This window comes from Streptomyces sp. NPDC018693 (genome assembly GCF_044391385.1).
GTDB lineage: Bacteria > Actinomycetota > Actinomycetes > Streptomycetales > Streptomycetaceae > Streptomyces.
Window position 1 is genome coordinate 40,443 of the sequence record NZ_JBIRZZ010000009.1, and the last position, 20,447, is coordinate 60,889.

The following is a 20,447-nucleotide window of genomic DNA, read 5'->3' on the forward strand; positions in this document are numbered from 1 at the left end:
GGCCCGACTCGTCAGCCTGGGTGAATTCAGTCGGAGAGACGTGCGCCCGTCGACGTCGAGAAGACGTGGGTCTCGCCGGCGCGCGGGACCACGTGCAGGGTGCTGCCCTTCTCCGGGACGTCACGGCCGCCGACGCGGACGACGATGTCCTTGGTCTCGCCGCTGACCTCGGCGGTGCCGTAGACGAACGCGTCGGAGCCCAGCTCCTCGACGACGTTGACGGTGACCGCGACACCCTGGTCGGAGTCGGCGCCGGCCACGTCGAAGTGCTCGGGGCGGACACCGACGGTGACCGTCTTGTCGGTGGTGGCGGACAGCGCGTCCCGCTCGACCGGCACCACGGAGTTGCCGAACTTCACGCCGCCGTCGGTGATCGGGACCTCGACGAGGTTCATCGCCGGGGAACCGATGAAGCCGGCCACGAAGAGGTTGGCGGGCTTGTCGTACATGTTGCGCGGGGTGTCGACCTGCTGGAGCAGACCGTCCTTGAGGACCGCGACACGGTCGCCCATGGTGAGGGCCTCGACCTGGTCGTGGGTGACGTAGACCGTGGTGATGCCGAGACGGCGCTGGAGCGACGCGATCTGCGTACGGGTCGAGACGCGGAGCTTGGCGTCCAGGTTGGACAGCGGCTCGTCCATGAGGAAGACCTGCGGCTCACGCACGATGGCGCGGCCCATCGCGACACGCTGGCGCTGACCGCCGGAGAGCGCCTTCGGCTTGCGGTCCAGGTACTCCGTGAGGTCGAGGATCTTCGCGGCCTCCTCGACCTTCTGCCGGATCTCCGCCTTCGGCACGCCGGCGATCTTGAGCGCGAAGCCCATGTTGTCGGCGACCGTCATGTGCGGGTAGAGGGCGTAGTTCTGGAACACCATGGCGATGTCCCGGTCCTTCGGCGGCAGGTGGGTCACGTCGCGGTCGCCGATGCGGATGGCGCCGCCGTTGACGTCCTCCAGGCCGGCGAGCATCCGCAGGGAGGTGGACTTGCCGCAGCCGGACGGGCCGACCAGGACGAGGAACTCGCCGTCCGCGATCTCGATGTCCAGGGCGTCGACGGCGGGCTTGTCGGAACCCGGGTAGACGCGGGTCGCCTTGTCGAACGTAACAGTGGCCATGGTGAATGGGCCCCCTTCTACCGGCAGGAACGTGCCGGACGATCCGTTGTAGGAAGGTGGTTGGTGTAGTCCACCAAGGTGGACTGGGTCAGGACGGTACCTTCCGTTCACCTGCCCTGTCAGCACCTGGAGGACTGTGAACTTCGCGGAAATTTTCGACGGGGCCCGGCGGCGACCTGGGTACACTGCTCGGACGCGAGGGTGTCACATCCGCGCGGGCCTCCTTAGCTCAGCTGGTTAGAGCGCCGCTCTTGTAAAGCGAAGGTCGTCGGTTCGAATCCGACAGGGGGCTCCAAAGCCCAGGTCGGCCGCTGTGCCGACCTGGGCTTTCGTGCGTCCTGGTCACCGCCCGGCGACCCGGTCCGCGAGCCGGGCCAGGCGGGAGGAGCCGGCGGTGCGCAGCTCGGTCTCGCGGCGGTCGGCGGTGCGGTAGGCGGCGTACAGGGCCTGGACGCCCAGCCAGCGCAGCGGCTCCGGCTCCCACGTGCGCACGCGGTGGTCCACCCACGGCAGTCCGGTCAGGTCGGTGGGGCCGGACTCGCCGGAGTCGAGGTGGATCAGGTCGCGGAGGGTGCGGGCGGCGAGGTTGGTGGTGGCCACGCCGGAGCCGACGTAGCCGCCGGCCCAGCCGAGGCCGGTCGTCCGGTCCAGGGTGACGGTGGCGCACCAGTCGCGGGGGACGCCGAGGACGCCGGACCAGGCGTGGTCGACGCGGACGTCGCCCAGGGTGGGGAAGAAATCGGTGAGGACCGTCCGCAGGGCCTCGATCGTCGAGCGCTGGGTGCGGCCGTCGTGGTCGGTGCGGGAGCCGTAGCGGTACGGGACTCCGCGGCCGCCGAGCGCGATCCGGCCGTCGGCGGTGCGCTGGGCGTACATGTAGGCGTGGGCCATGTCGCCCAGGGTGGCCCGGTCCTCCCAGCCGATCGCCGCCCACTGGTCGGCGGTCAGCGGCTCGGTGGCGATCATCGAGGAGTTCATGGGGAGCCAGGTGCGCTTCTGGCCCTTCAGGGCGGCCGTGAAGCCCTCGGTGCAGCGCAGGACGTAGGGGGCGCGGACGGTGCCGTGCGGGGTGGTCGCCCGTCCTGGGCGGATCTCGGTGACCGGGGTCGACTCGTGGATCGTCACGCCGAGCGCCGCCACGGTCGCCGCGAGGCCCTTCACCAGTTTCACGGGGTGGATCCGCGCGCCGTGCGGGGTCCAGCTCGCGCCGAGCGCGTCGGCGATGCGGATGCGTTCGGCGGTCTCGGTGGCGTCGTACAGCTCGCGGTCGTGTTCGCCGTACGAGTGTTCGTGCTCGTGGAAGGCGCGCAGGCGGGCCAGTTGGGCGGGGCTGCGGGCGACCTCCAGGACGCCGCCCTGGTGGATGTCGGCGTCGATGCCCTCGGCGCGGGCCGTGCGGACCACCTCGTCGACCGTGGCGTTCATGGCCTTCTGGAGGCGGACGGCGGCCTCGTGGCCGTGCTGGCGGGCGTACCGTTCGCGGCCCGCGATGCCGTTGTAGAGCCAGCCGCCGTTGCGGCCGGAGGCGCCGTAGCCGCAGAACCTCTGTTCGAGGACGGTGATGCGCAGGTCGGGGATGGCCTTCTTCAGGTAGTACGCGGTCCACAGGCCGGTGTAGCCACCGCCCACGATGGCGACATCGGCACTCGTGTCGCCGGGCAGCGGAGGACGCGCGGCGGGGAGACCGCCGTCCTGCGCGTACCAGAAGGAGACGCCACCGTTGACGGGATCGGCCGTGGAGCTGTTCATGGGCGGACGCTAGCCGCTGTGGGTGGGGGCTGTCTGCTTCGGATTCCGTGGTTTTCCGCTCCGGGCTCCCATGGTTCACGCCACCGACTCCGGGACTGTCTCCTTGCTGTGTGCGTCCTGTTTCGGTGGGCGGGCGGTGACCATCGTGGCGGCGGCGAGGCCGGCCAGGAGCATGATGCCGGCGGCGCACCAGATGGCGACGGTGTAGCCGTGGACCGTGCCCTCGGCGACGACCTGGGCCCGCTGGGCGGGGTCGCGCAGGCGGGCGGCGATGTAGGCGGTGCTGCTGGTGGTGGCGATGGTGTTGAGGAGGGCCGTGCCGATGGAGCCGCCGACCTGCTGCGAGGTGTTGACGGTGGCGGAGGTGACGCCGGAGTCGTGGGGTGCCACTCCGGCGGTGGCCGTGGAGAACACCGGCATGAAGGTGAGGCCCATGCCCAGGCCCATGAGGATCAGGGCGGGCAGGATGTCGGTCGGGTAGTCCGAGTGGACCGTCATCCGGGTCAGGATCAGCATGCCGGTGGCGGCCAGCACCATGCCCGGTGCCATCAGCATGCGCGGCTGGACGCGGCGGAGGAGGCGGGCGGAGATCTGGGTCGAGCCGATGACGATCGAGATCGTGAGGGGGAGGAAGGCGAGTCCGGTGCGCACCGGCGAGTACCTGAGGACGCCCTGTAGGTAGTACGTCATGAACAGGAACAGACCGAACATGCCCATCACGGCGAGGGCCATGGTCAGGAAGCAGCCGACGCGGTTGCGGTCCCGGATGATGTGCAGGGGAAGGAGCGGCACCGGGGCCCGGGTCTGCCACCAGACGAAGAGCGACAGAAGGACGACTCCCGCCGCGAACAGGCTCAGCACCAGCGGGTCGGTCCAGCCGCGCGGCTCGGCCTCGCTGAAGCCGTAGACGATCGCGACCAGTCCGCCGCAGCCCAGCAGCACGCCGGGTACGTCGAGGCGGGCGCCGGTGCGGCGGGGGCGGTCGTGGAGCAGGGCGAAGGCGCCGAACACGGCGATGACCGCGATGGGGACGTTGACGTAGAGGCACCAGCGCCAGCCCAGGTACTCCGTCAGCAGACCGCCGACGATGAAGCCGATCGCGGCGCCGCTGGCGGCCAGCGTGCCGTAGACGCCGAACGCCTTCCCGCGCTCCTTGGGGTCGGTGAACGTCGTGGTGAGCAGGGAGAGCGCGGAGGGTGCGAGGACGGCCGCGAAGAGGCCCTGCAGGGCGCGGGCGCCGAAGAGCATCCACGGGCCGGTGGCCGCGCCGCCCAGGGCGGAGGCGGTGGCGAAGCCGATCAGGCCGATGACGAAGGTGCGCTTGCGGCCCACCAGGTCGGCGACGCGCCCGCCGAGCAGGAGCAGGCCGCCGAAGGCCAGCGTGTAGGCGGTGATGACCCATTGCCGGTCGCCGTCGGAGATGCCCAGGTCGTCCTGCGCGGAGGGGAGCGCGATGTTCACGATGGTCGAGTCGAGGACGACCATCAGCTGGGCAAGGGCGATGATCACCAGCCCCCACCAGCGGCGGGGGGCGGTGACGGTGTCGGAGTCTGTGGCCGGGTGCTCACCCGGAGGGGTGACACTCATCGGTTCAGAAGACCATGGGTCGGGGCGTGTCGCATCCCCGGTCAGTCGTTCGTGTCACGGCTGGTGGAGTGGCTCGCGGAATGGCCCGTGGAGTGGATGGTGGAGTGGCCCGTGGAGTGGCTCGCGGAGTAGCTCGTGCACGGCCCGTGGAACGGCTCTCGTCATGGCTCCAGGACCACCTTTCCGGTCGTACGACGGGTCTCCAGCGCCCGGTGCGCGGCGGCGGCCTCGGCCAGCGGGAAGCGGTCCACGGCCGGGGTGAGGCGGCCGGCGGCGGCCTCCGCGAGGGCGCGCAGTTCGAGGGTGCGGACGGGGTTGGGGCCGCCCGCCTTGCGCATCATCACCGGGCCGAGGACCTGCTCGGTGACGCCTTCCACGACATAGCCCCTGGCGTCGTCGCCGATGCCCTCGGCCGACCAGCCGAAGACGAGGTGCTGTCCACCGGGGCCGAGCAGGGCGACGGCCTCGCGGGCGACGTCGCCGCCGACGCCGTCGAAGACGACGGTGGCGGTCCGGCCGCCCAGGTGGGCGCGGACCTTGTCGGGCCAGGAGGGGTCCTTGTAGTCGACGGCGAGGTCGGCGCCGTTCGCCCGGACGCGGGCGGTCTTCTCCGGGCCGCCGGCCAGGCCGATGACGGTGGCGCCGGCGTTCTTGGCGTACTGCACGAGGAGGGTGCCGATACCGCCGGCGGCCGCCGGGACCACGACCACCGAGTCCGGGCCGAGCTCGGTGAACAGGAGGATCCCCATCGTCGTACGGCCCGTGCCGATCATGGCGACGGCCTCGGCGAAGTCCAGGTTCCGCGGGATCTCGTGGACGCGGTCGATGTCGGTGACGGCCAGTTCGGCGTAGCCGCCGGGTGCGAAGCCGAGGTGGGCGACGACGCGCCTGCCGAGCCAGTCGTCGGAGACGCCCTCGCCGAGCGACTCGACGACGCCGGCGACCTCGCGGCCGGGGACGGTCGGCAGCTCGGGCAGCTGGGGGAGGGGGCCCTGCACGCCCGCCCGGATGGCGGTGTCGAGGAGGTGCACTCCGGCGGCGGCCACGGCGATGCGGACCTGGCCGGGGGCCGGTACGGGGGCGTCGATCCGCTCGTGGACGAGGTTCTCGGCGGGGCCGAAGGCGTGGAGGCGGACGGCGTGCATGGTGGTGTGCGTGGCGGCGTGCATGGGTCCCCCTGGTTGTCGTGGTCCGGTGATCCCATGCTCCGACCTCAAGCTTGCTTGAGGTCAAGGGCTTTCCGGGTGCCGCCGAGGGCGAGGGAGACGGCCGTCAGGGCGCTGGTGAAGGAGACCTCGGACAGGACGCCGGGGGCGGCGACCTGGTCGCCGGCCAGGTAGACGCCGTGGCCGCGGTCGATGGCGGGGCGGTCGCGCCAGCTGGTGCCGGGCAGGTCCACGGCGCCCGTACGACCGTTCGCGACCGACTCGCTGCGCCAGGTCACGCGCTCGCGCCAGCCGTCGTACGCGAGGTCGAGGAGGTGCTCGGCGCGGGCGATGCCGTCGGCCCTGGACTCGTGCGGGGCGAGGGGGATCTGGCCCTGGATGAGCTGCTCGCCGGCCGGGGCGAGGGTGCGGTCCTGGGCCGTGAAGCGCTCGATCCAGCCGGGCGCGTCCAGGTCGGACACGACGAAGGCGTCGCCGCGCCGGGTGCGTACGGCCAGGTCGAGCAGGGCGGTGCGGCCGCTGGGCCAGGTCAGGGACTCGTCGCCGAGGAGGCGGCGGGCGGCGTCGAGGGACGTGGCGACGATCACCGGCCCGCCCGTGTCGGGGACGGTGTGGACGCGGGACACGGTCTCCAGCCGGACGCCGAGGTTCCAGGCGCGGGCGGCCATCCGGTCGATGACGCCTGCCCAGCCGCCGCGCGGGTAGTGCGCCTCGGGCGGCAGCTTGGTGGCGCGGCGCAGGCGCTCCTGCACGAAGGCGGCGGACAGCGCGCCGGGGTCGTGGTGGAAGAGTGCGACGGCGGAGTAGTGCGCGGCGACACGGGCGGCCTCCTCGCCGGCCTGCTCGGTGGCCCAGGTGCGGAAGTCCACGTCTATGGGAGCTTGCCGGGCGCTTCGGTGCAACAGCTTGAGCAGGGCGAAGGGCGGGGTGCGGCGCAGGGTGCCGTGGTGGTGCAGCCGCAGGCGGGTGGCCTCCAGGGGCGGGACGGGGGCGAGCGGGCCGATGAGGTCGCGCTGCCGGAGCCAGGCCCAGTGGGGGCCGCCGCTGTAGAGGGCGTGCGGGCCCGTGTTGGTGCGGTACGGCCCCTCGGCGGTGCGGGCCCGTCCGCCGAGGGTGTGGTGCGCCTCGTGGATGGTGACCTTGGCGCCCGCTTCGGCGGCGGTGATCGCGGCGGTCAGGCCGGCCAGTCCGGCGCCGACGACGGTGATGCGGTGCATGGCTCGGGACTTCCTCTCGGGTCGGTGTCGCCTGTCTCGCGTCTTGTCTCGCGTCTGTCTCTCGGTTGTCCGTCGGGGTGTCTGCCGGTTGTCTGCCGGTTGTCTGCCCTTAGGACGTATTGAGGGGAGTGGTTTGTGACATGGAGGTCGTCTGTGCAGGTCGGGCGGGTTGTCAGTGGTGGGGTGCAGCATGGGGACATGGCGAGGACGCGTGTGGGCGAGGCCGGCGAGAGCGGTGGGAGCCGGGTGAAGGGTGCGCGGCGGCCGGAGGTGCGGCTGCCGGCGCTGGAGGGCTACGGGGGAGGTGGGCTGGAGCCGGACGGGGACTACGACGGGCTGGAGTTCGCGGGGACGGACCTCGCCGGGCAGGAGGGCGGGGGCGCTCGCTTCATGGATTGCGCACTGCGGGGGTGCGCGCTGGACGAGACGGGGCTGGGGCGTGCGCGGATACTGGACTCGGTGCTGAGCGACGTCAGAGGCGTCGGGACCGACCTCGCGAAGGCGACCCTGAGAGACGTGGAGCTGCTCGACGCGCGGCTGGGCGGCACCCAGCTGCACGGCGCCGGTCTGGAGCGCGTCCTGATCAGGGGCGGCAAGATCGATTACCTGAATCTGCGTCAGGCCCGTCTGAGAGACGTCGTCTTCGAGTCCTGCGTGCTGGTCGAGCCCGACTTCGGGGGCGCGACCCTGGAGCGGGTCGAGTTCGTCGACTGCGCCCTGAAGGGCGCCGACTTCAACGGCGCGACCCTCCGCGACGTCGACCTGCGCGGCGCGACGGAACTCGCCATCACGGGCGGCGTGGACCGGCTGTCGGGCGCGGTGATCACCATGGGGCAACTGCTGGACCTTGCGCCGGCGCTGGCGGGGCAGTTGGGGATCAGGGTGGAGGCGTGAGCGGCGACTGGCGCAAGGACCGGATCGGCAGCGCGCTGCGGGGGGAGAACCCCACGGTGCTCCGGCGGCTGACGGCGGGGTTCGCGGTCATCGGAGACGCCCAGTTCCTGCCGGGGTACTCGGTGCTCCTGGTGGACGATCCCGCGGTGCGGAGGCTGTCCGAGCTGCCGAGGAGCAGGCGGCTGGCATTCCTGGCCGACATGGACCGGCTGGGTGAGGCCGTCGAGCGGGCCTGCGAGCGGCTGGACCCGGCTTTCCGGCGGGTGAACCTGGAGATCCTCGGGAACACCGACCCGTTCCTGCACGCGCATGTGTGGCCGCGGTTCGACTGGGAGCCGGCCGAGCTGGTGGGCCGGCCGGTGTGGCTGTACCCGCGGGAGAGATGGAGCGACGAGCGGTACGCGCTCGGCTCCCGGCACGATGCGCTGCGGGAGGCGATCGGTGGGGAGCTGGACCGGCTGGCGACACCCGAGTGACCGGGCCGCTCAGCTCACGCGCGGGAAGCGGGCCTGGAGGGTCCAGATTGCCGGGTTTTCCGCGAGGTCCTCGTGCAGGTCGATCAGGTCGGCGAGGAGGTCGTGGAGGAAGTCTCGGGCCTCGCGGCGCAGTTCGGTGTGGGAGAAGGTCAGTGGGGGTTCCTCGGCGGGCATCCAGTCGGCCTCGATGTCCACCCAGCCGAAGCGGCGCTCGAAGAGCATGCGGTCGGTGGACTCGGTGAAGTCCAGCTCCGCGTACTGGGGGCGGGAGGCGCGGGAGCCCGCCGGGTCCTGGTCGACGCGCTCGACGATGTCGCACAGCGCCCACGCGAAGTCCAGCACCGGCACCCATCCCCAGGCTGTGGACAGCTCCCGGTCCTGTTCGGTGTCGGCGAGGTAGACGTCCCCGCAGAACAGGTCGTGCCGCAGGGCGTGGACGTCCGCGCGGCGGTAGTCCGTCTGGGGCGGGTCCGGGAAACGGTTGGAGAGGGCGTAGCCGATGTCGAGCACGTACGTGATGGTGTCATGACGGCCGCACAGGTCTTCGTACGGCCATCACCGCCATCCGCCCGTCATCAGCGTCGACATCGTCATCACCGTAAGATCTCTGACATGTCCAGATCCGCACGTCTTGTGCCGGTGGCCGCCTTGCTCGCCCTCGCCCTCACGGCGTGCGACAGCGCGGATCCGGATCGCTCCGGCGCCTCCGGCCTGAAGGACCCGTACTTCCCCGGGGCGGGCAACGGCGGTTACGACGTCTCCCACTACGGCCTCACGCTCTCCTACGACCCCGCCACCACCCACCTCACCGGCACCGCCGTCATCACCGCCCGCGCCACCCAGGACCTCTCCGCCTTCAATCTGGACCTGGCGGGACTGGACGTCGAGCAGGTCACCGTCGAGGGGCGGGCCGCGCGGACCGAGCGCAGCGGGCAGGAGCTGACCGTCCGGCCGCGGGACGGCCTCGGTGACGGCGAGACCTTCGAGGTCACGGTCCGCTACTCCGGACGCCCGCGCACCCTCACCGACCCGGACGGCTCATGGGAGGGCTGGCTGCCCACCGCCGACGGCGCGCTGGCGCTGGGGCAGCCGGTCGGCTCCATGACGTGGTTCCCCGGCAACCACCACCCCTCCGACAAGGCGACGTACGACGTCGCCGTGACGGTCCCCGAGGGGCTGACGGCCGTGTCGAACGGGGAGCTGAGGAGCGAGCGCGACAGCGGCGGGCGGACCATCTTCACCTGGCACACCGGCGAGCCGATGGCGAGCTACCTCGCCACCCTCGCCGTCGGCCGCTACGAGGTCCAGCGGTCCGAGACCGAGGACGGGCTGCCGGTCTACGTCGCCGTCGACCCGGAAGCCGCCGACGCGAGCCGGGACGTCCTCGCACGGCTCCCGGAGGTCGTCGACTGGGCGGCGTACAACTTCGGCCGCTACCCGTTCTCCTCCACCGGCGCGATCGTCGACCGCACCGGCGACGCCGCCTACGCCCTGGAGACCCAGAACCGGCCCGTCTACCCCGGCCCGCCCGCCATCGAACTCGTCGTCCACGAGATCGCCCACCAGTGGTTCGGCAACTCGGTCACCCCCGCGTCCTGGCAGGACATGTGGCTCAACGAGGGCTTCGCCACGTACGCGGAGTGGCTGTGGGAGGAGGACCACGACGGGGCGAGCGCGCAGGAGATCTTCGACGAGCTCTACGAGGACGGCACATACGGCGAGACGAGGTTCGACGACCTCTGGGCCTTCCCGCCCGCCGAGCCACCGACCGCCGCGGACATCTCCGCCACCCCCGTCTACCAGCGTGGCGCGATGGTCCTGCACAAGATCCGGCAGACGGTCGGCGACGACACGTTCTACGACATCGTCCGGGGCTGGGCGGCCGAGCACCGGCACGGCAACGCCGGCACCGAGGACTTCACGGCGTACGTGAAGAAGACGGCGCCGGACGAGGACTTCGAACCGGTCTGGGAGGAGTGGCTGTACGGGAAGGGCAGGCCGGACCGCCCGTGAACGGTGGCGATCCGGCCCGCCCGCGGGTCAGTTGACGTTGACCGCCTTCCAGGCCGCCGCCACCGCGTTGTACTCCGCGCTGCCCGAGCCGTAGAGGTCGGCGGTCGCCTGGAGGGTGCCGGTGCGGGCGCCCGCGTAGTCGGTCGAGGAGGTGAAGTACGTGGTCAGGGCCTTGTACCAGATCTGGTACGCCTTGGCCCGGCCGATCCCGGTGACCGTGGAGCCGTCGTACGTCGGGGAGTTGTAGGAGACCCCGTTGACGGTCTTCGCGCCGCTGCCCTCGGACAGCAGGTAGAAGAAGTGGTTGGCGGGGCCCGACGAGTAGTGCACGTCGAGGCGGCCGAGCGAACGGGACCAGTAGTCGGCGGAGTTGCCGTCCCGGCTGGGCCGGTCCATGTAGCGCAGCGGGGTGCCGTTGCCGCGGATGTCGATCTTCTCGCCGATCAGGTAGTCACCGGCGTCGGCGGCGTTGTTCGCGAAGAACTCCACCGAGGTGCCGAGGATGTCGCTGGTCGCCTCGTTGAGGCCGCCGGACTCGCGGCTGTAGCGCAGACCGGCGGTGGCCGAGGTCAGACCGTGGGTCATCTCGTGGCCGGCCACGTCGAGGGAGGTCAGCGGCTTGAGGTTGGCCGCGCCGTCGCCGTACGTCATGCAGAAGCACTGGTCGGACCAGAAGGCGTTGACGTACGCGTTGCCGTAGTGGACGCGGGAGTAGGCGGCCTTGCCGTCGTTGCGGATGCCGTTGCGGCCGAACTCGCTCTTGTAGAAGTCCCAGGTGACCTGCGCGCCGTAGGCGGCGTCGACGGCGGCGGTCTGGCGGTTGCCCGGCGTGCCGTCGCCCCAGGTGTCGTCGGCGTCGTGGAAGAGGGTGCCGGTGCCCGACGTCCCGCCGTTCAGGTCGTACGTCCTGTGCGCGCCGCGCCCGGAGTCGGTGAGGTCGTAGCCGCCGGTGGCGGAGGCGGTGGTGCCCAGCGGCACGGTGCCGCTGTACTGGCTGGTGCCCGTGCCGGTGTCGATGGCCTCGTAGGAGTACAGCTCCTTGCCGGTGGTGGCGTCGGTGATGACGTGCAGCTCGCTGGGGGTGCCGTCGTGCTGGAGGCCCTTGACGACCGACTCGTAGGCGAGGACGGGCTTGCTGCCGGCGGCCCAGACGACCTTGCGGGCGGAGGCGACGGTGGCGGCCTCGGCGTCGGCGCCGTCCGCGGCCGCGGCGGCGAGTGCGCCCTTCTTGGCGCCCGCGACGGAGACGGTGGCGTCGGTCGAGGCCACGGATATGCGGGAGTTGGTCGCCTTGTCGACGCCCTTGAGGCTGCCGCTCTTCGACACGTGGGTGACCAGGTCGCCGCCGAGGACGGGCAGACCGGCGTACGTGCGCTCGTACCGGGTGTGCACTGTGCCGTCGACGTCCTTGACGACGTCACGCACGACGAGCTTCTCCTGGGCGCCCAGGCCGAGTTCCCGGGCGGTGGCGGGCGCGGCGTCCTGGGCGGAGGTGATCGCGGCGGCGCGGGCCGAGGCGGTCAGGGGCAGGGCGGCGGCGCCGTTCGTCTTCTCGGCGGCCGCGGTGGCGGGGCCGTTCTGGAACGCCAGCGCGACCATCGCGGCCGAGCCGATCAGGGCGGCGGCGCGCAGGGCGGTGGTGCGGGGAGTGCGGGTGACGCGGGACTGCGGTCTCACTCGGTCTCCTTCTTCGCTGGCCTCGGGTTTCGAGGCACAGGACAGGGCCTCTTGGTGGAGGCACAGGTGGGGCACAGGTGCGGCGAGCCAGGAGAGAGTGACACTGCGACCGGTCTGTTTGACAGACCGCCGACAAGACTTTACGTGTTTGTTTCCGAATGGCGTGGCCATGAATCCGCTATCCGGACGACTGGAGAGATCCCAACTCCATATTCATCTCAGCGCAGTTGGGGCGCGGAACGTCGCCCGGCCGGGTCGGCCGGGTCGGTGAGGCCGGGAAGGTCTACGCGCGGCGACGCTGATCTCTGCCGTCGTGCGATCACCGGGTTGCGCGACGAGAATGGCAGGTGTACGGCGTGAGGAGGTGGCGGTATGTCCCAGACGGCGCCGGCGGTTCCGAGGTGGCATGTGTCGGGTGACTGGTTCGACACGTGCAAGTGCAGCGTCCCCTGCCCGTGCTCGTTCGCCCAGCCGCCCACCGAGGGTGACTGCGAGGGCGTGCTGGTCTGGCATGTGCGTCAGGGGCACTACGGGGACGTCCGTCTGGACGACCTCAATGTGCTGATGGTGTCCTCGTTCGTCGGGAACGTGTGGGCCGAGCACTCCGACGCGTACGGGGCGGTCTTCCTCGACGAGCGGGCCGACGGCGCACAGCGCGAGGCCCTACAGATGATCTTCGGTGGTCAGGCGGGCAGCTGGCCGACGCAGATGTTCACCATGCTGGCGGGCGAGATGCGCGGGATGGAGGTCGCCCCCGTCCACGTCGAGATCGACGAGGATCTCGGCGGCTGGCGGGCCACCGTCCCCGGCAAGGTGGAGGCGAGCGGCGAGGCGCTCAGCGGGCCGACCACCCCCGAGGGCGCGCGGGTGCAGACGACCAACCTGCCCGGTTCGGAGACGGGCCCCGGCCAGCTGGCGACCTGGGGGCGCGCCACCGCCGACCGGGTCGACGCCTTCGGCTTCCAGTGGGGCCGGGAGGGGCGGTCCAGCAAGCACATCACGTTCGACTGGAGCGGCCCCGACTGACCTGACAGAGCCCGGACCGGCCGGGCAGGGCAGCCGTGCCCGGTCGAAGAGCCCCCTCGGTGTCCGTCGGCGGCGACACCGCGGACACCGAGGGCCGACTCACAACGGCCCGCGCTCGACTCAGACGTTGACGCCGAAGTCCTGCGCGATGCCGACGAGGCCGGACGCGTAGCCCTGGCCGACCGCGCGGAACTTCCACTCCGCGCCGTTGCGGTACAGCTCGCCGAAGACCATGGCGGTCTCCGTGGCGGCGTCCTCGGAGAGGTCGTAGCGGGCGATCTCGCTGCCGCCGGCCTGGTTGATGATGCGGATGTAGGCGTTGCGGACCTGGCCGAAGTTCTGCGAGCGGTTCTCGGCGTCGTAGATGGAGACCGGGAACACGATCTTGTCGATGTCGGCCGGGAGGGCGGCGAGGTTGACGTTGATCGCCTCGTCGTCGCCGGCGCCCTCGCCGGTGCGGTTGTCACCGGTGTGGACGATGGTGTTGTCCGGGGTCTGCTTGTTGTTGAAGAAGACGAAGTGGGCGTCCGAGTAGACCCGGCCCTGGTTGTTGACCGCGATCGCGGACGCGTCCAGGTCGAAGTCCGTGCCGGTGGTGGTGCGGACGTCCCAGCCGAGGCCCACGGTGACGGCGGTCAGGCCCGGAGCCTCCTTGGTGAGCGAGACGTTGCCACCCTTGGACAGGCTTACAGCCATGGTTTGGGAGTCCCTTCCCTCGATGCGTACGGCAAGCAAGACGCTACTACCCCAGTGAACGCGGCGCGGGGATCCGAGGTTCCAGGTCTCTTTACCTTTTTTACCGACCCCCGAATTCGCGTGACGTGAACGGGACAGAGGGGGGAACATGTACGGCATGTCCGGTCCGTATGTCATCCGCGGCTCCGTCTCCTTGCCCGAGGCCGAGCTCATGTGGCGTTTCTCCAGGTCCTCCGGGCCGGGTGGGCAGCACGTCAACACCAGCGACTCCCAGGTGGAGCTGCGCTTCGACCTCGCGCGCACCGAGGCGCTGCCCGAGGTGTGGAGGCAGCGGGCGCTCGCCCGGCTGGCCGGGCGGCTCGTCGCCGGGGTCGTCACCGTCCGCGCCTCCGAGCACCGCTCCCAGTGGCGCAACCGGGAGGCCGCCGCCGTACGCCTCGCCGCGCTGCTCGCCGAGGCAACCGCCCCACCGCCCAGGCCACGCAAGCCGACCCGCATCCCGCGCGGCATCAACGAGCGGCGGCTGCGGGAGAAGAAGCAGCGGGCCGAGACGAAGCGGGGCCGCTCCGCGAAGGGCTGGACCTGACCCGCGTGAAGAAAGGACGCAAGCCCGGCCGACGACCGCAGTGCACAACCCTTCGCCGGTCTGCGTAGAACTACGGAAGCAGTCACCGAAGAATGCCGCATTGGCCGCACGAAAAGCTCAGCCGTGGGTGAGGCGGCTACATTCCCGGGCAAGGACCGCTCGCTCCTGCCGGCTCCTCGGCTTCTGGGTGAGGCGGCGCAGCTGCCGAGGGCTCGGGTAAGGGCTGTGAACATGAAGAACATCGAGGCGGTCACGCTGCCGCTCGACTTCTTTGACCTCGACTCGTGGACAGGGCTGACGAAGCGGAGCTCGGATGCGTTTCCCGGGGTCGTGGTCGACGGGGATCTGACCGTTTCCGACAGGGTGGTCAATGGGGAGTGTGACTTCGGCCCGTTCCTCCTGATGCGGGGTGATGTACGGGCGAAGAACATCGCCACCGCCGGCAGCGACGTCCTGATCGAGGGTCACCTGGCAGTGGATCAGACGATCGTGGGCACGTACAACCACGGCAGGACGGTGATCCATGGGGACACGTGCGCGGAGGTGGTCTACACCGAAGAGCACCTGATCGAGTTCCACGGCGCGTTGGCGGCTGACCTCGTCGTCGCGGGCAACTTCCTACGGGTCGCGGATCCGGCGAGAGCCCAGGTCGGCGGATGGGTGGGACACGTCTGCGACCTTCGCGGCGAAATCCTCCCGCAGCTCGGATCCGAGTCGACGAGGGCACTTCGGCCTCTCGATCCCGATCTGTGGCGGAACCCGAACCGCAGGAAGGTGATGGCAGCCGTCGAGACGGGCCGCTCACTGCTGCGCGCGCCCGAAGCGCCGGGGCCACGACAGCCTGGTGGTCTTGCCGAAGCAGTCCGAGACGTTCTCCAGCAGGCCGGCTGCCGCGAGGCGGACCTCTGGGACGGAGGTTTCTGGATCGATGACCGCGGCGACGCACGTCCCCTGGAAGTCTCCTTCGCCGAGGCTGAAGAACCGGATGACTCGGATGACTCGGATGAGAGTCAAGCGCTGGATGCCGCTGCTGAGTTGAGCCGTTATGCCCGGGTGCTGGCCGCCGCCGGATTCGAAGTGGCGGTCGACCCCAAGGACGAGGACATCCTGACTGTGGGCCGATGATGTCGAGCAGGGGTCGGCCCGCTCGCCGTTCGGCCGGAAGCCGAGGGTGCGGGAGAAGTGCTCGGGGCCGTAGGGGCCCGGGTGGTACGTGACGTACAGCTCCTTGGTGCCGCGGCGGCGCAGGGTGCCGTCCTCGTGCCAGTCGATGTCGAGGAAGGCCGTGAGGAAGCCGACCGCGTGCTCGCCGTACATGATGAGACGGGGGGCAGGCGACGCCGGCCGGATGGACGTACGCCTCGGCGAGGGAACGCACCACCGGTGCCACCAGGTGCCGCTGGTCGGGGCGTACGGCGATCGCCAGTGCCTTCCCCGCCGGTCGGTCAGCCCAGTCGCCGTCGGGGCCGCCCGGTTGCCGGTGTCGGCCCGCTACCGGTGTCAGCCCCATCGCCGGTGTCGGCCCGCTACCGGTGTCAGCCCCATCGCCGGTGTCGGCCCGCTACCGGTGTCAGCCCAACTGCCGGTAGCGGCCCCGGAAGTACACCAGCGGGCCGCCCTCCGTGCCGGGTACGCGCGCGTGGAGCACATGGCCGATCACCAGCGTGTGGTCGCCCGCGGGAACGCGCTGGTGGGTGCGGCACTCCACGGTCGCCAGCGCGCCGCCGACCAGCGGGGCGCCGGTCGCCTCGCCCCGCGCGTAGGCGATGTCCTCGAAGAGCAGGCGGTCGCTGATGCGGCCCTTCATCGCGAAGCGGCCCGCGATGTGGCGCTGGCTCTGGGAGAGCACCGAGACCGCCCACAGGGGCTGCTCGGCGAGCAGGTCGTCCATGCGGGAGCCCTCGCGCAGGCTGACCATGACCAGCGGCGGCTCCAGGGAGACCGAGACGAACGCGGTGGCCGTCATGCCGACGTCCTCGCGGGCCGGCGCGTCCGGGTCGTCGGGGTCCAGCGGCGGCTCCTGCGCGGTCACCAGGACCACACCGCCGGCCAGCCGCGCCATGGCGGCCCGGAACTCGTCGTTGCTCACCCCCTCAGCATGCCCGGCAGGGACGGCGGGGGACTGCGAAGGTACGGCAGAAGGAGTCGTCAGCACACTTGGCACGCTAGTCTCCGCCGAGCACGGCACGCATCGGACCTCGGCCCGAGGGGAGACCTAGGAGGGAGTCCTAGGACCCGTGTCGCGCCCGTGCCGCATACTCGCGGGTGTGCGTTTCGGGAGACGCCCGGGGAATGCGCGGAAAGCGCGGAATCTCCACGCAATTGTTCACGTTCTCCTGTGACTTGAGTCACAAGGGGCCGGAATTGTTGACCCTGTGTACCGAGTGGGCAGCGCGCTGTGATTCAGTGGCGGAGACGCCGCAAGGGCACCACCGAGTGACCACCTAGTGAGTAGCGCCGACGACAACCCTTGATTCGCTGCGAAGTCTCGGGGGGAGGGCGAGCATGGAGACCGAGTCGGAGCCGTACGTCCGTCTTGCGTCCCTGCGACAGCTGCACCAGGTCATGGCCGACATGAACACGGCCCGCAGCCTGGCGGACACACTGCAGACGGTCGCCGACGGCGTGGTCACCGCGCTCGGGTACGAGCTGGCGTGCGTCAACCTCGTACGCCCCGACGGCGATCTCGTCGTCGCCGCGCTCTCCGGAAACCCCGCCGCCGAAGCCCTCATCACCGGCCGGGTCGGCTCCCGCGAGTCCTGGGAGCGGCGGCTGAACATGGGCGAGCACTGGGGCGACCTGGTGTTCATCCCCCACACCGAGGGCTGGATCCTCGACGACGACGACGTACCCCAGTGGTACACCGACGGGCCCGCCCCCCGTTTCGAGGACGAGTGGCACCCCAGCGACCGGCTCTTCGCCCCCATGTACACCCCGGCCGCGCCGGGCGGCTCGTGCGGCGAGCTGATCGGCGTGCTCTCCGTGGACCGGCCGCGCAACGGCCGGCTGCCCGGCGCGTGGGGGCGTGAGGCGCTCCAGATGTACGCGTTCCAGGCCGCCATCGCGATCAGCAACGCGCGTCTACGTGCGAACATGCAGCGCGCCCTGGTCCGTCTGGAACGCGAGCAGCAGGCCCTGCGCGCCAGCGAGGAATCCTTCCGGCAGGCGTTCGAGTACGCCCCGTCCGGCATGGCCATCGCCGAGATGGGCGGCGACCAGCACGGGCGGATACTCCGGACCAACGACGCGCTCTGCCGCCTGCTCGGCCGCCCCGCCTCCGCGATGCGCCGCTACTCCTTCTCCGACCTCGTCCACCCCGAGGACATAGGCACCCTGCTGCGCACCTCCGCCGAGGGCGGACGCGCCGAGCTGCGCCTCGGCCGCCGTGACGGCACCTACGTCTGGGTGTCCCTGCGCAACTCCGTCGTCGCCGACGCCGCCGACGGTCCCCGCTTCCTCCTCACCCACGTCGAGGACATAGAGGAACGCAAGCGCCGAGAGCTGCAGCTCGCCCACCGCGCCTCCCACGACTCCCTCACCGGACTGCCGAACTCCGCCGAGCTGCGCTCCCGCCTCTCCGCCCGCCTCTGCCAGCGCCCGCAGTCCACGCACCCCGCCGCCGTCGACGCCTACGACTCCCACGACGCCGTCCACGGCCACGCCGCCCATGACGCCAACGGCCACGGCTTCGACTTCCGGCCCGGCGGCTTCGACAGCTACGAGGGCTTCGACCACCATGTGCACACCGTCGCCCCCGAGGACGGCCGCGACGACGGCACCAAGGGCCTCGCGGTGCTCTTCTGCGACCTCGACGGCTTCAAGTCGATCAACGACCGGTTCGGGCACAACGCGGGCGACGCCGTCCTCATCGAGGTCGCGCGCCGGCTGTCCCGGGGCGTCCGCGACGGCGACACCGTCGCCCGGCTCGGCGGCGACGAGTTCGTGATCCTCGCCGACGGCCTCGGCCGCGCGGACGCGGCCGACCTCGCCGTACGCCTGCGCAACGAGATCATTCAGCCGATCCGCGCCGAGGGCCGGGCCGTCCGGGTGGGCGCCAGCTTCGGCATCGGCTGGGCGCACTGCGGGATGACCGCGGACGAAGTCCTCAAGTCCGCCGACGAACGTATGTACGTCGAGAAACGATCTCGTCCCAAACAACACAGACGTGCGGGATAAGCCCCAGGTCAGAACGTTGGGGCTGGCAGAGACACCCGTTCGGGTCGTGAGGAACCGGTAGGCTCGCGTTACCCGCCCCTGCACCTGTTGAGGAGACGAAGGGATGACGCCCGGTAACAACGGCGCGAGTACGCCCGAGGACGACGACCCGTTCGGCTACCTCTACGCCGACGGACAGGCCAACGGCGCCCAGCCGCCCTCCGGCGGCTACGGCTACCCCAACTCGGTCAGCAGGGTGCGTGCCGTCGGCGAGCGCCACTACGGCCAGCCACAGTCCCCCCAGCCCTACGGGCAGCCGCAGCAGGGCCAGTACGGGCAGCAGCAGCCGTACGGCCAGCCCGGCGTGCCCCAGCAGGGCCAGTACGGCCAGCCGGCCGCGCCCACCCGGCAGCAGCCGGGGCCCGGCGCAGGCGGCGGCCGGGGTCGCGGGCCGAACACCAAGGGGCTGCTGATCGGCGCGGTCGCGGTGGTCGCCGCGGTCGTCATCGGCATTGCCGTCGCCATGTCCCAGGGCGACACGGACAACGAGGGCAAGGGCGGCGACCAGCCCTCCACCTCCCCGTCCGTCGCAGAGAGCCCCTCGCCCAGCGAGTCCAGCACCAGCGAGGCCACCGAGGCCGAGCTGCCCACCATCGACGCCAAGGCCCTCCGCCTCGGCGGCACCGCCAACACCGCCTCCGACGTCCCGGGCGCCCAGTCCGAGGGCGGCGTCTACGTCGGCAACCTCAACCAGGTCGGCAACTCGGTGACCTGGACGGTGAACGGGATTCCGGAGGAGGGCACGTACACCCTCTTCGCGCACTACAACGTGACCGGCGAAGACCAGGAGATGACCCTCACCGTCAACGGCAAGGTCTTCGGCACCAAGATGCCGGTGAAGAACTACGGCAAGGCCGCCGAGGGCGACTTCGAGAAGGGCTGGGTCACCACCTACGTCTGGCCCACCCTCACCAAGGGCACCAACACGATCACCGTGTCCTGCGAGGAGGGTGACAAGTGCAACGTCCTCCTCGACCAGCTGTGGCTGAAGAAGGGTCAGGTCAAGAAGTAGCCGGAGGAGCCCGGCGGCCCTACGCCGCGCTCGCCTCGCCCGTCACCGACACCCGGGCCACCAGCTCCTCGTAGGCCGAGTGGTCGAAGTCGCCGGCCGTGGGGGAGAGGACCGTCGCCGTGGAGAGGGCGACGGCTCGGGCCAGGCGGTCCGGCCAGGGGCGGTGGTCGACCAGGCCGGCCAGGAGGGCGGCGGAGACCGAGTCGCCGGCGCCCGTCGGGTTGCCGCGGACGCGGGCCGGCGGGGTGGCCCGCCAGCGGCCCTCCGGGGTGGCGGCCACCAGGCCCGAGGCACCCAGCGTGGAGACCACCGAGCGCGCCCCGCGCCGACGCGCGTCCTGCGTGGCCCGCGCCGGCTCGTGCGAGCCGGTCAGCTCGGCCAGCTCGTCCGCGTTCGGCTTGACGATGTCCGGGCGGGCGGCGACGGCCCGGCGCAGCGGTTCACCACCGGTGTCCAGCAGCACCGGCACCCGCGCCGTGTGCGCCGTGCGGATCAGCCCCGCGTACGCGCCCACCGGCACCCCGGGCGGCAGACTGCCGCACAGGGCCACCGCGTCGGCGCCGGCCACCAGATCCTCGTACGCCTCCTGGAAGGCGGCCCACTCGGCGGGCGCGACGATCGGCCCCGGTTCGTTGAACTGGGTGGTGTCGCCGGTGAGTTCGTCGACGACGGCGACGGTGCGGCGGGTGGCGCCGGCCACCGGGAGCAGGGCGTCGGTCAGCCCGGGGACGGCCGCGAGCCGCCTGCGCACCGCGTCGCCGGTGGCGCCGCCCGCGAAGCCGGTGACCGTCACCTCGTGGCCGAGGGCCGCCAGCACCCGGGCCACGTTCAGCCCCTTGCCGCCGGGCCGTTCCGTCACATCGGTCACCCGGTGGGACGCATGCGGCCGCAGGGACCGTACGCGATAGGTGATGTCGAGAGCGGTGTTCAGTGTGACCGTGAGGATCACCTGCGCCGACCTCCCCCGATTCCGTGCGTGCGCGCCTTCAGCTGCCGGGGCTCGATCATGCCAAAGAGA

Annotated in this window: 18 protein-coding genes, 1 tRNA gene and 1 pseudogene; 9 read left to right on the top strand and 11 right to left on the bottom strand. The window is 71.3% G+C overall.

The features are described from left to right. Positions 1-26: 26 nt before the first annotated feature. A complete protein-coding gene (locus tag ACH5AC_RS23250; protein ID WP_398863949.1) occupies positions 27-1,115 on the bottom strand; it encodes an ABC transporter ATP-binding protein in 1,089 nt (362 codons plus the stop codon). A gap of 218 nt (positions 1,116-1,333) precedes the next feature. Between ACH5AC_RS23250 and ACH5AC_RS23255 the strand changes: the two genes are divergently transcribed. After that, positions 1,334-1,410 (top strand) — tRNA-Thr (locus ACH5AC_RS23255). A gap of 47 nt (positions 1,411-1,457) precedes the next feature. Here ACH5AC_RS23255 and ACH5AC_RS23260 read toward each other — a convergent pair. The 4 genes from ACH5AC_RS23260 to ACH5AC_RS23275 form a co-directional block, all read right to left on the bottom strand. Next, entirely contained in the window at positions 1,458-2,864 is a 1,407-nt protein-coding gene (locus tag ACH5AC_RS23260) for an NAD(P)/FAD-dependent oxidoreductase (RefSeq protein ID WP_398863950.1), read from the bottom strand. 75 nt (positions 2,865-2,939) lie between these two features. Next, positions 2,940-4,451 carry an MFS transporter gene (locus tag ACH5AC_RS23265; protein WP_398863951.1) on the bottom strand — a complete coding sequence of 504 codons (1,512 nt, stop codon included), beginning with the start codon at positions 4,449-4,451 and terminating at the stop codon, positions 2,940-2,942. A gap of 161 nt (positions 4,452-4,612) precedes the next feature. Then, on the bottom strand, positions 4,613-5,596 hold the full coding sequence (locus tag ACH5AC_RS23270) for a zinc-binding dehydrogenase (RefSeq protein WP_398864212.1): 984 nt from the start codon (positions 5,594-5,596) through the stop codon (positions 4,613-4,615). Positions 5,597-5,664: 68 nt separating this feature from the next. Then, entirely contained in the window at positions 5,665-6,834 is a 1,170-nt protein-coding gene (locus tag ACH5AC_RS23275) for an NAD(P)-binding protein (RefSeq protein WP_398863952.1), read from the bottom strand. 198 nt (positions 6,835-7,032) lie between these two features. On the opposite strand from ACH5AC_RS23275, the gene ACH5AC_RS23280 reads away from it, so the two are divergent. Then, positions 7,033-7,728 carry a pentapeptide repeat-containing protein gene (locus ACH5AC_RS23280; RefSeq protein WP_398863954.1) on the top strand — a complete coding sequence of 232 codons (696 nt, stop codon included), beginning with the start codon at positions 7,033-7,035 and terminating at the stop codon, positions 7,726-7,728. After that, the gene (locus ACH5AC_RS23285; RefSeq protein WP_398863955.1) at positions 7,725-8,204 is read left to right on the top strand and encodes an HIT family protein; all 480 of its coding nucleotides are present in this window, start codon (positions 7,725-7,727) and stop codon (positions 8,202-8,204) included. Before ACH5AC_RS23280 ends, ACH5AC_RS23285 begins: the two co-directional genes overlap by 4 nt. A 9-nt stretch (positions 8,205-8,213) precedes the next feature. On the opposite strand, the gene ACH5AC_RS23290 is transcribed toward ACH5AC_RS23285, so the two are convergent. Continuing rightward, a complete protein-coding gene (locus ACH5AC_RS23290; RefSeq protein WP_398863956.1) occupies positions 8,214-8,714 on the bottom strand; it encodes a hypothetical protein in 501 nt (166 codons plus the stop codon). 102 nt (positions 8,715-8,816) lie between these two features. Here ACH5AC_RS23290 and ACH5AC_RS23295 point away from each other — a divergent pair, with 102 nt between their 5' ends. Continuing rightward, positions 8,817-10,217, top strand: coding sequence for a M1 family metallopeptidase (locus tag ACH5AC_RS23295; protein ID WP_398863957.1), 1,401 nt, complete (start codon positions 8,817-8,819; stop codon positions 10,215-10,217). 27 nt (positions 10,218-10,244) lie between these two features. Here the strand turns inward: ACH5AC_RS23295 and ACH5AC_RS23300 are convergent, their stop codons facing one another. Continuing rightward, the gene (locus ACH5AC_RS23300; protein WP_398864213.1) at positions 10,245-11,816 is read right to left on the bottom strand and encodes a M4 family metallopeptidase; all 1,572 of its coding nucleotides are present in this window, start codon (positions 11,814-11,816) and stop codon (positions 10,245-10,247) included. Between the two features lie 450 nt (positions 11,817-12,266). Here ACH5AC_RS23300 and ACH5AC_RS23305 point away from each other — a divergent pair, with 450 nt between their 5' ends. After that, positions 12,267-12,920 carry a DUF1326 domain-containing protein gene (locus tag ACH5AC_RS23305; protein WP_398863958.1) on the top strand — a complete coding sequence of 218 codons (654 nt, stop codon included), beginning with the start codon at positions 12,267-12,269 and terminating at the stop codon, positions 12,918-12,920. Positions 12,921-13,040: 120 nt separating this feature from the next. Here ACH5AC_RS23305 and ACH5AC_RS23310 read toward each other — a convergent pair whose 3' ends face one another. Then, the gene (locus tag ACH5AC_RS23310) at positions 13,041-13,616 is read right to left on the bottom strand and encodes a TerD family protein (protein WP_398863960.1); all 576 of its coding nucleotides are present in this window, start codon (positions 13,614-13,616) and stop codon (positions 13,041-13,043) included. 148 nt (positions 13,617-13,764) lie between these two features. Between ACH5AC_RS23310 and arfB the strand changes: the two genes are divergently transcribed. Beyond that, positions 13,765-14,202, top strand: coding sequence for an alternative ribosome rescue aminoacyl-tRNA hydrolase ArfB (gene arfB, locus ACH5AC_RS23315; RefSeq protein WP_398863961.1), 438 nt, complete (start codon positions 13,765-13,767; stop codon positions 14,200-14,202). A gap of 231 nt (positions 14,203-14,433) precedes the next feature. Continuing rightward, entirely contained in the window at positions 14,434-15,327 is an 894-nt protein-coding gene (locus ACH5AC_RS23320; RefSeq protein WP_398864232.1) for a hypothetical protein, read from the top strand. Positions 15,328-15,348: 21 nt separating this feature from the next. On the opposite strand, the pseudogene ACH5AC_RS23325 reads toward ACH5AC_RS23320, so the two are convergent. Next, positions 15,349-15,706: pseudogene (locus ACH5AC_RS23325) on the bottom strand (hypothetical protein); the annotation flags it as partial. Positions 15,707-15,772: 66 nt separating this feature from the next. After that, positions 15,773-16,357, bottom strand: coding sequence for a flavin reductase family protein (locus ACH5AC_RS23330; RefSeq protein ID WP_398863962.1), 585 nt, complete (start codon positions 16,355-16,357; stop codon positions 15,773-15,775). A 350-nt stretch (positions 16,358-16,707) separates the two neighbouring features. Here ACH5AC_RS23330 and cdgB point away from each other — a divergent pair, with 350 nt between their 5' ends. Continuing rightward, positions 16,708-18,378 carry a diguanylate cyclase CdgB gene (gene cdgB / locus ACH5AC_RS23335; protein WP_398863963.1) on the top strand — a complete coding sequence of 557 codons (1,671 nt, stop codon included), beginning with the start codon at positions 16,708-16,710 and terminating at the stop codon, positions 18,376-18,378. A 103-nt stretch (positions 18,379-18,481) separates the two neighbouring features. Next, the gene (locus ACH5AC_RS23340) at positions 18,482-19,429 is read left to right on the top strand and encodes a carbohydrate-binding protein (protein WP_398863964.1); all 948 of its coding nucleotides are present in this window, start codon (positions 18,482-18,484) and stop codon (positions 19,427-19,429) included. Between the two features lie 19 nt (positions 19,430-19,448). On the opposite strand, the gene ACH5AC_RS23345 is transcribed toward ACH5AC_RS23340, so the two are convergent. Then, on the bottom strand, positions 19,449-20,378 hold the full coding sequence (locus ACH5AC_RS23345; RefSeq protein WP_398863965.1) for a 1-phosphofructokinase family hexose kinase: 930 nt from the start codon (positions 20,376-20,378) through the stop codon (positions 19,449-19,451). Between the last annotated feature and the right edge of the window lie 69 nt (positions 20,379-20,447).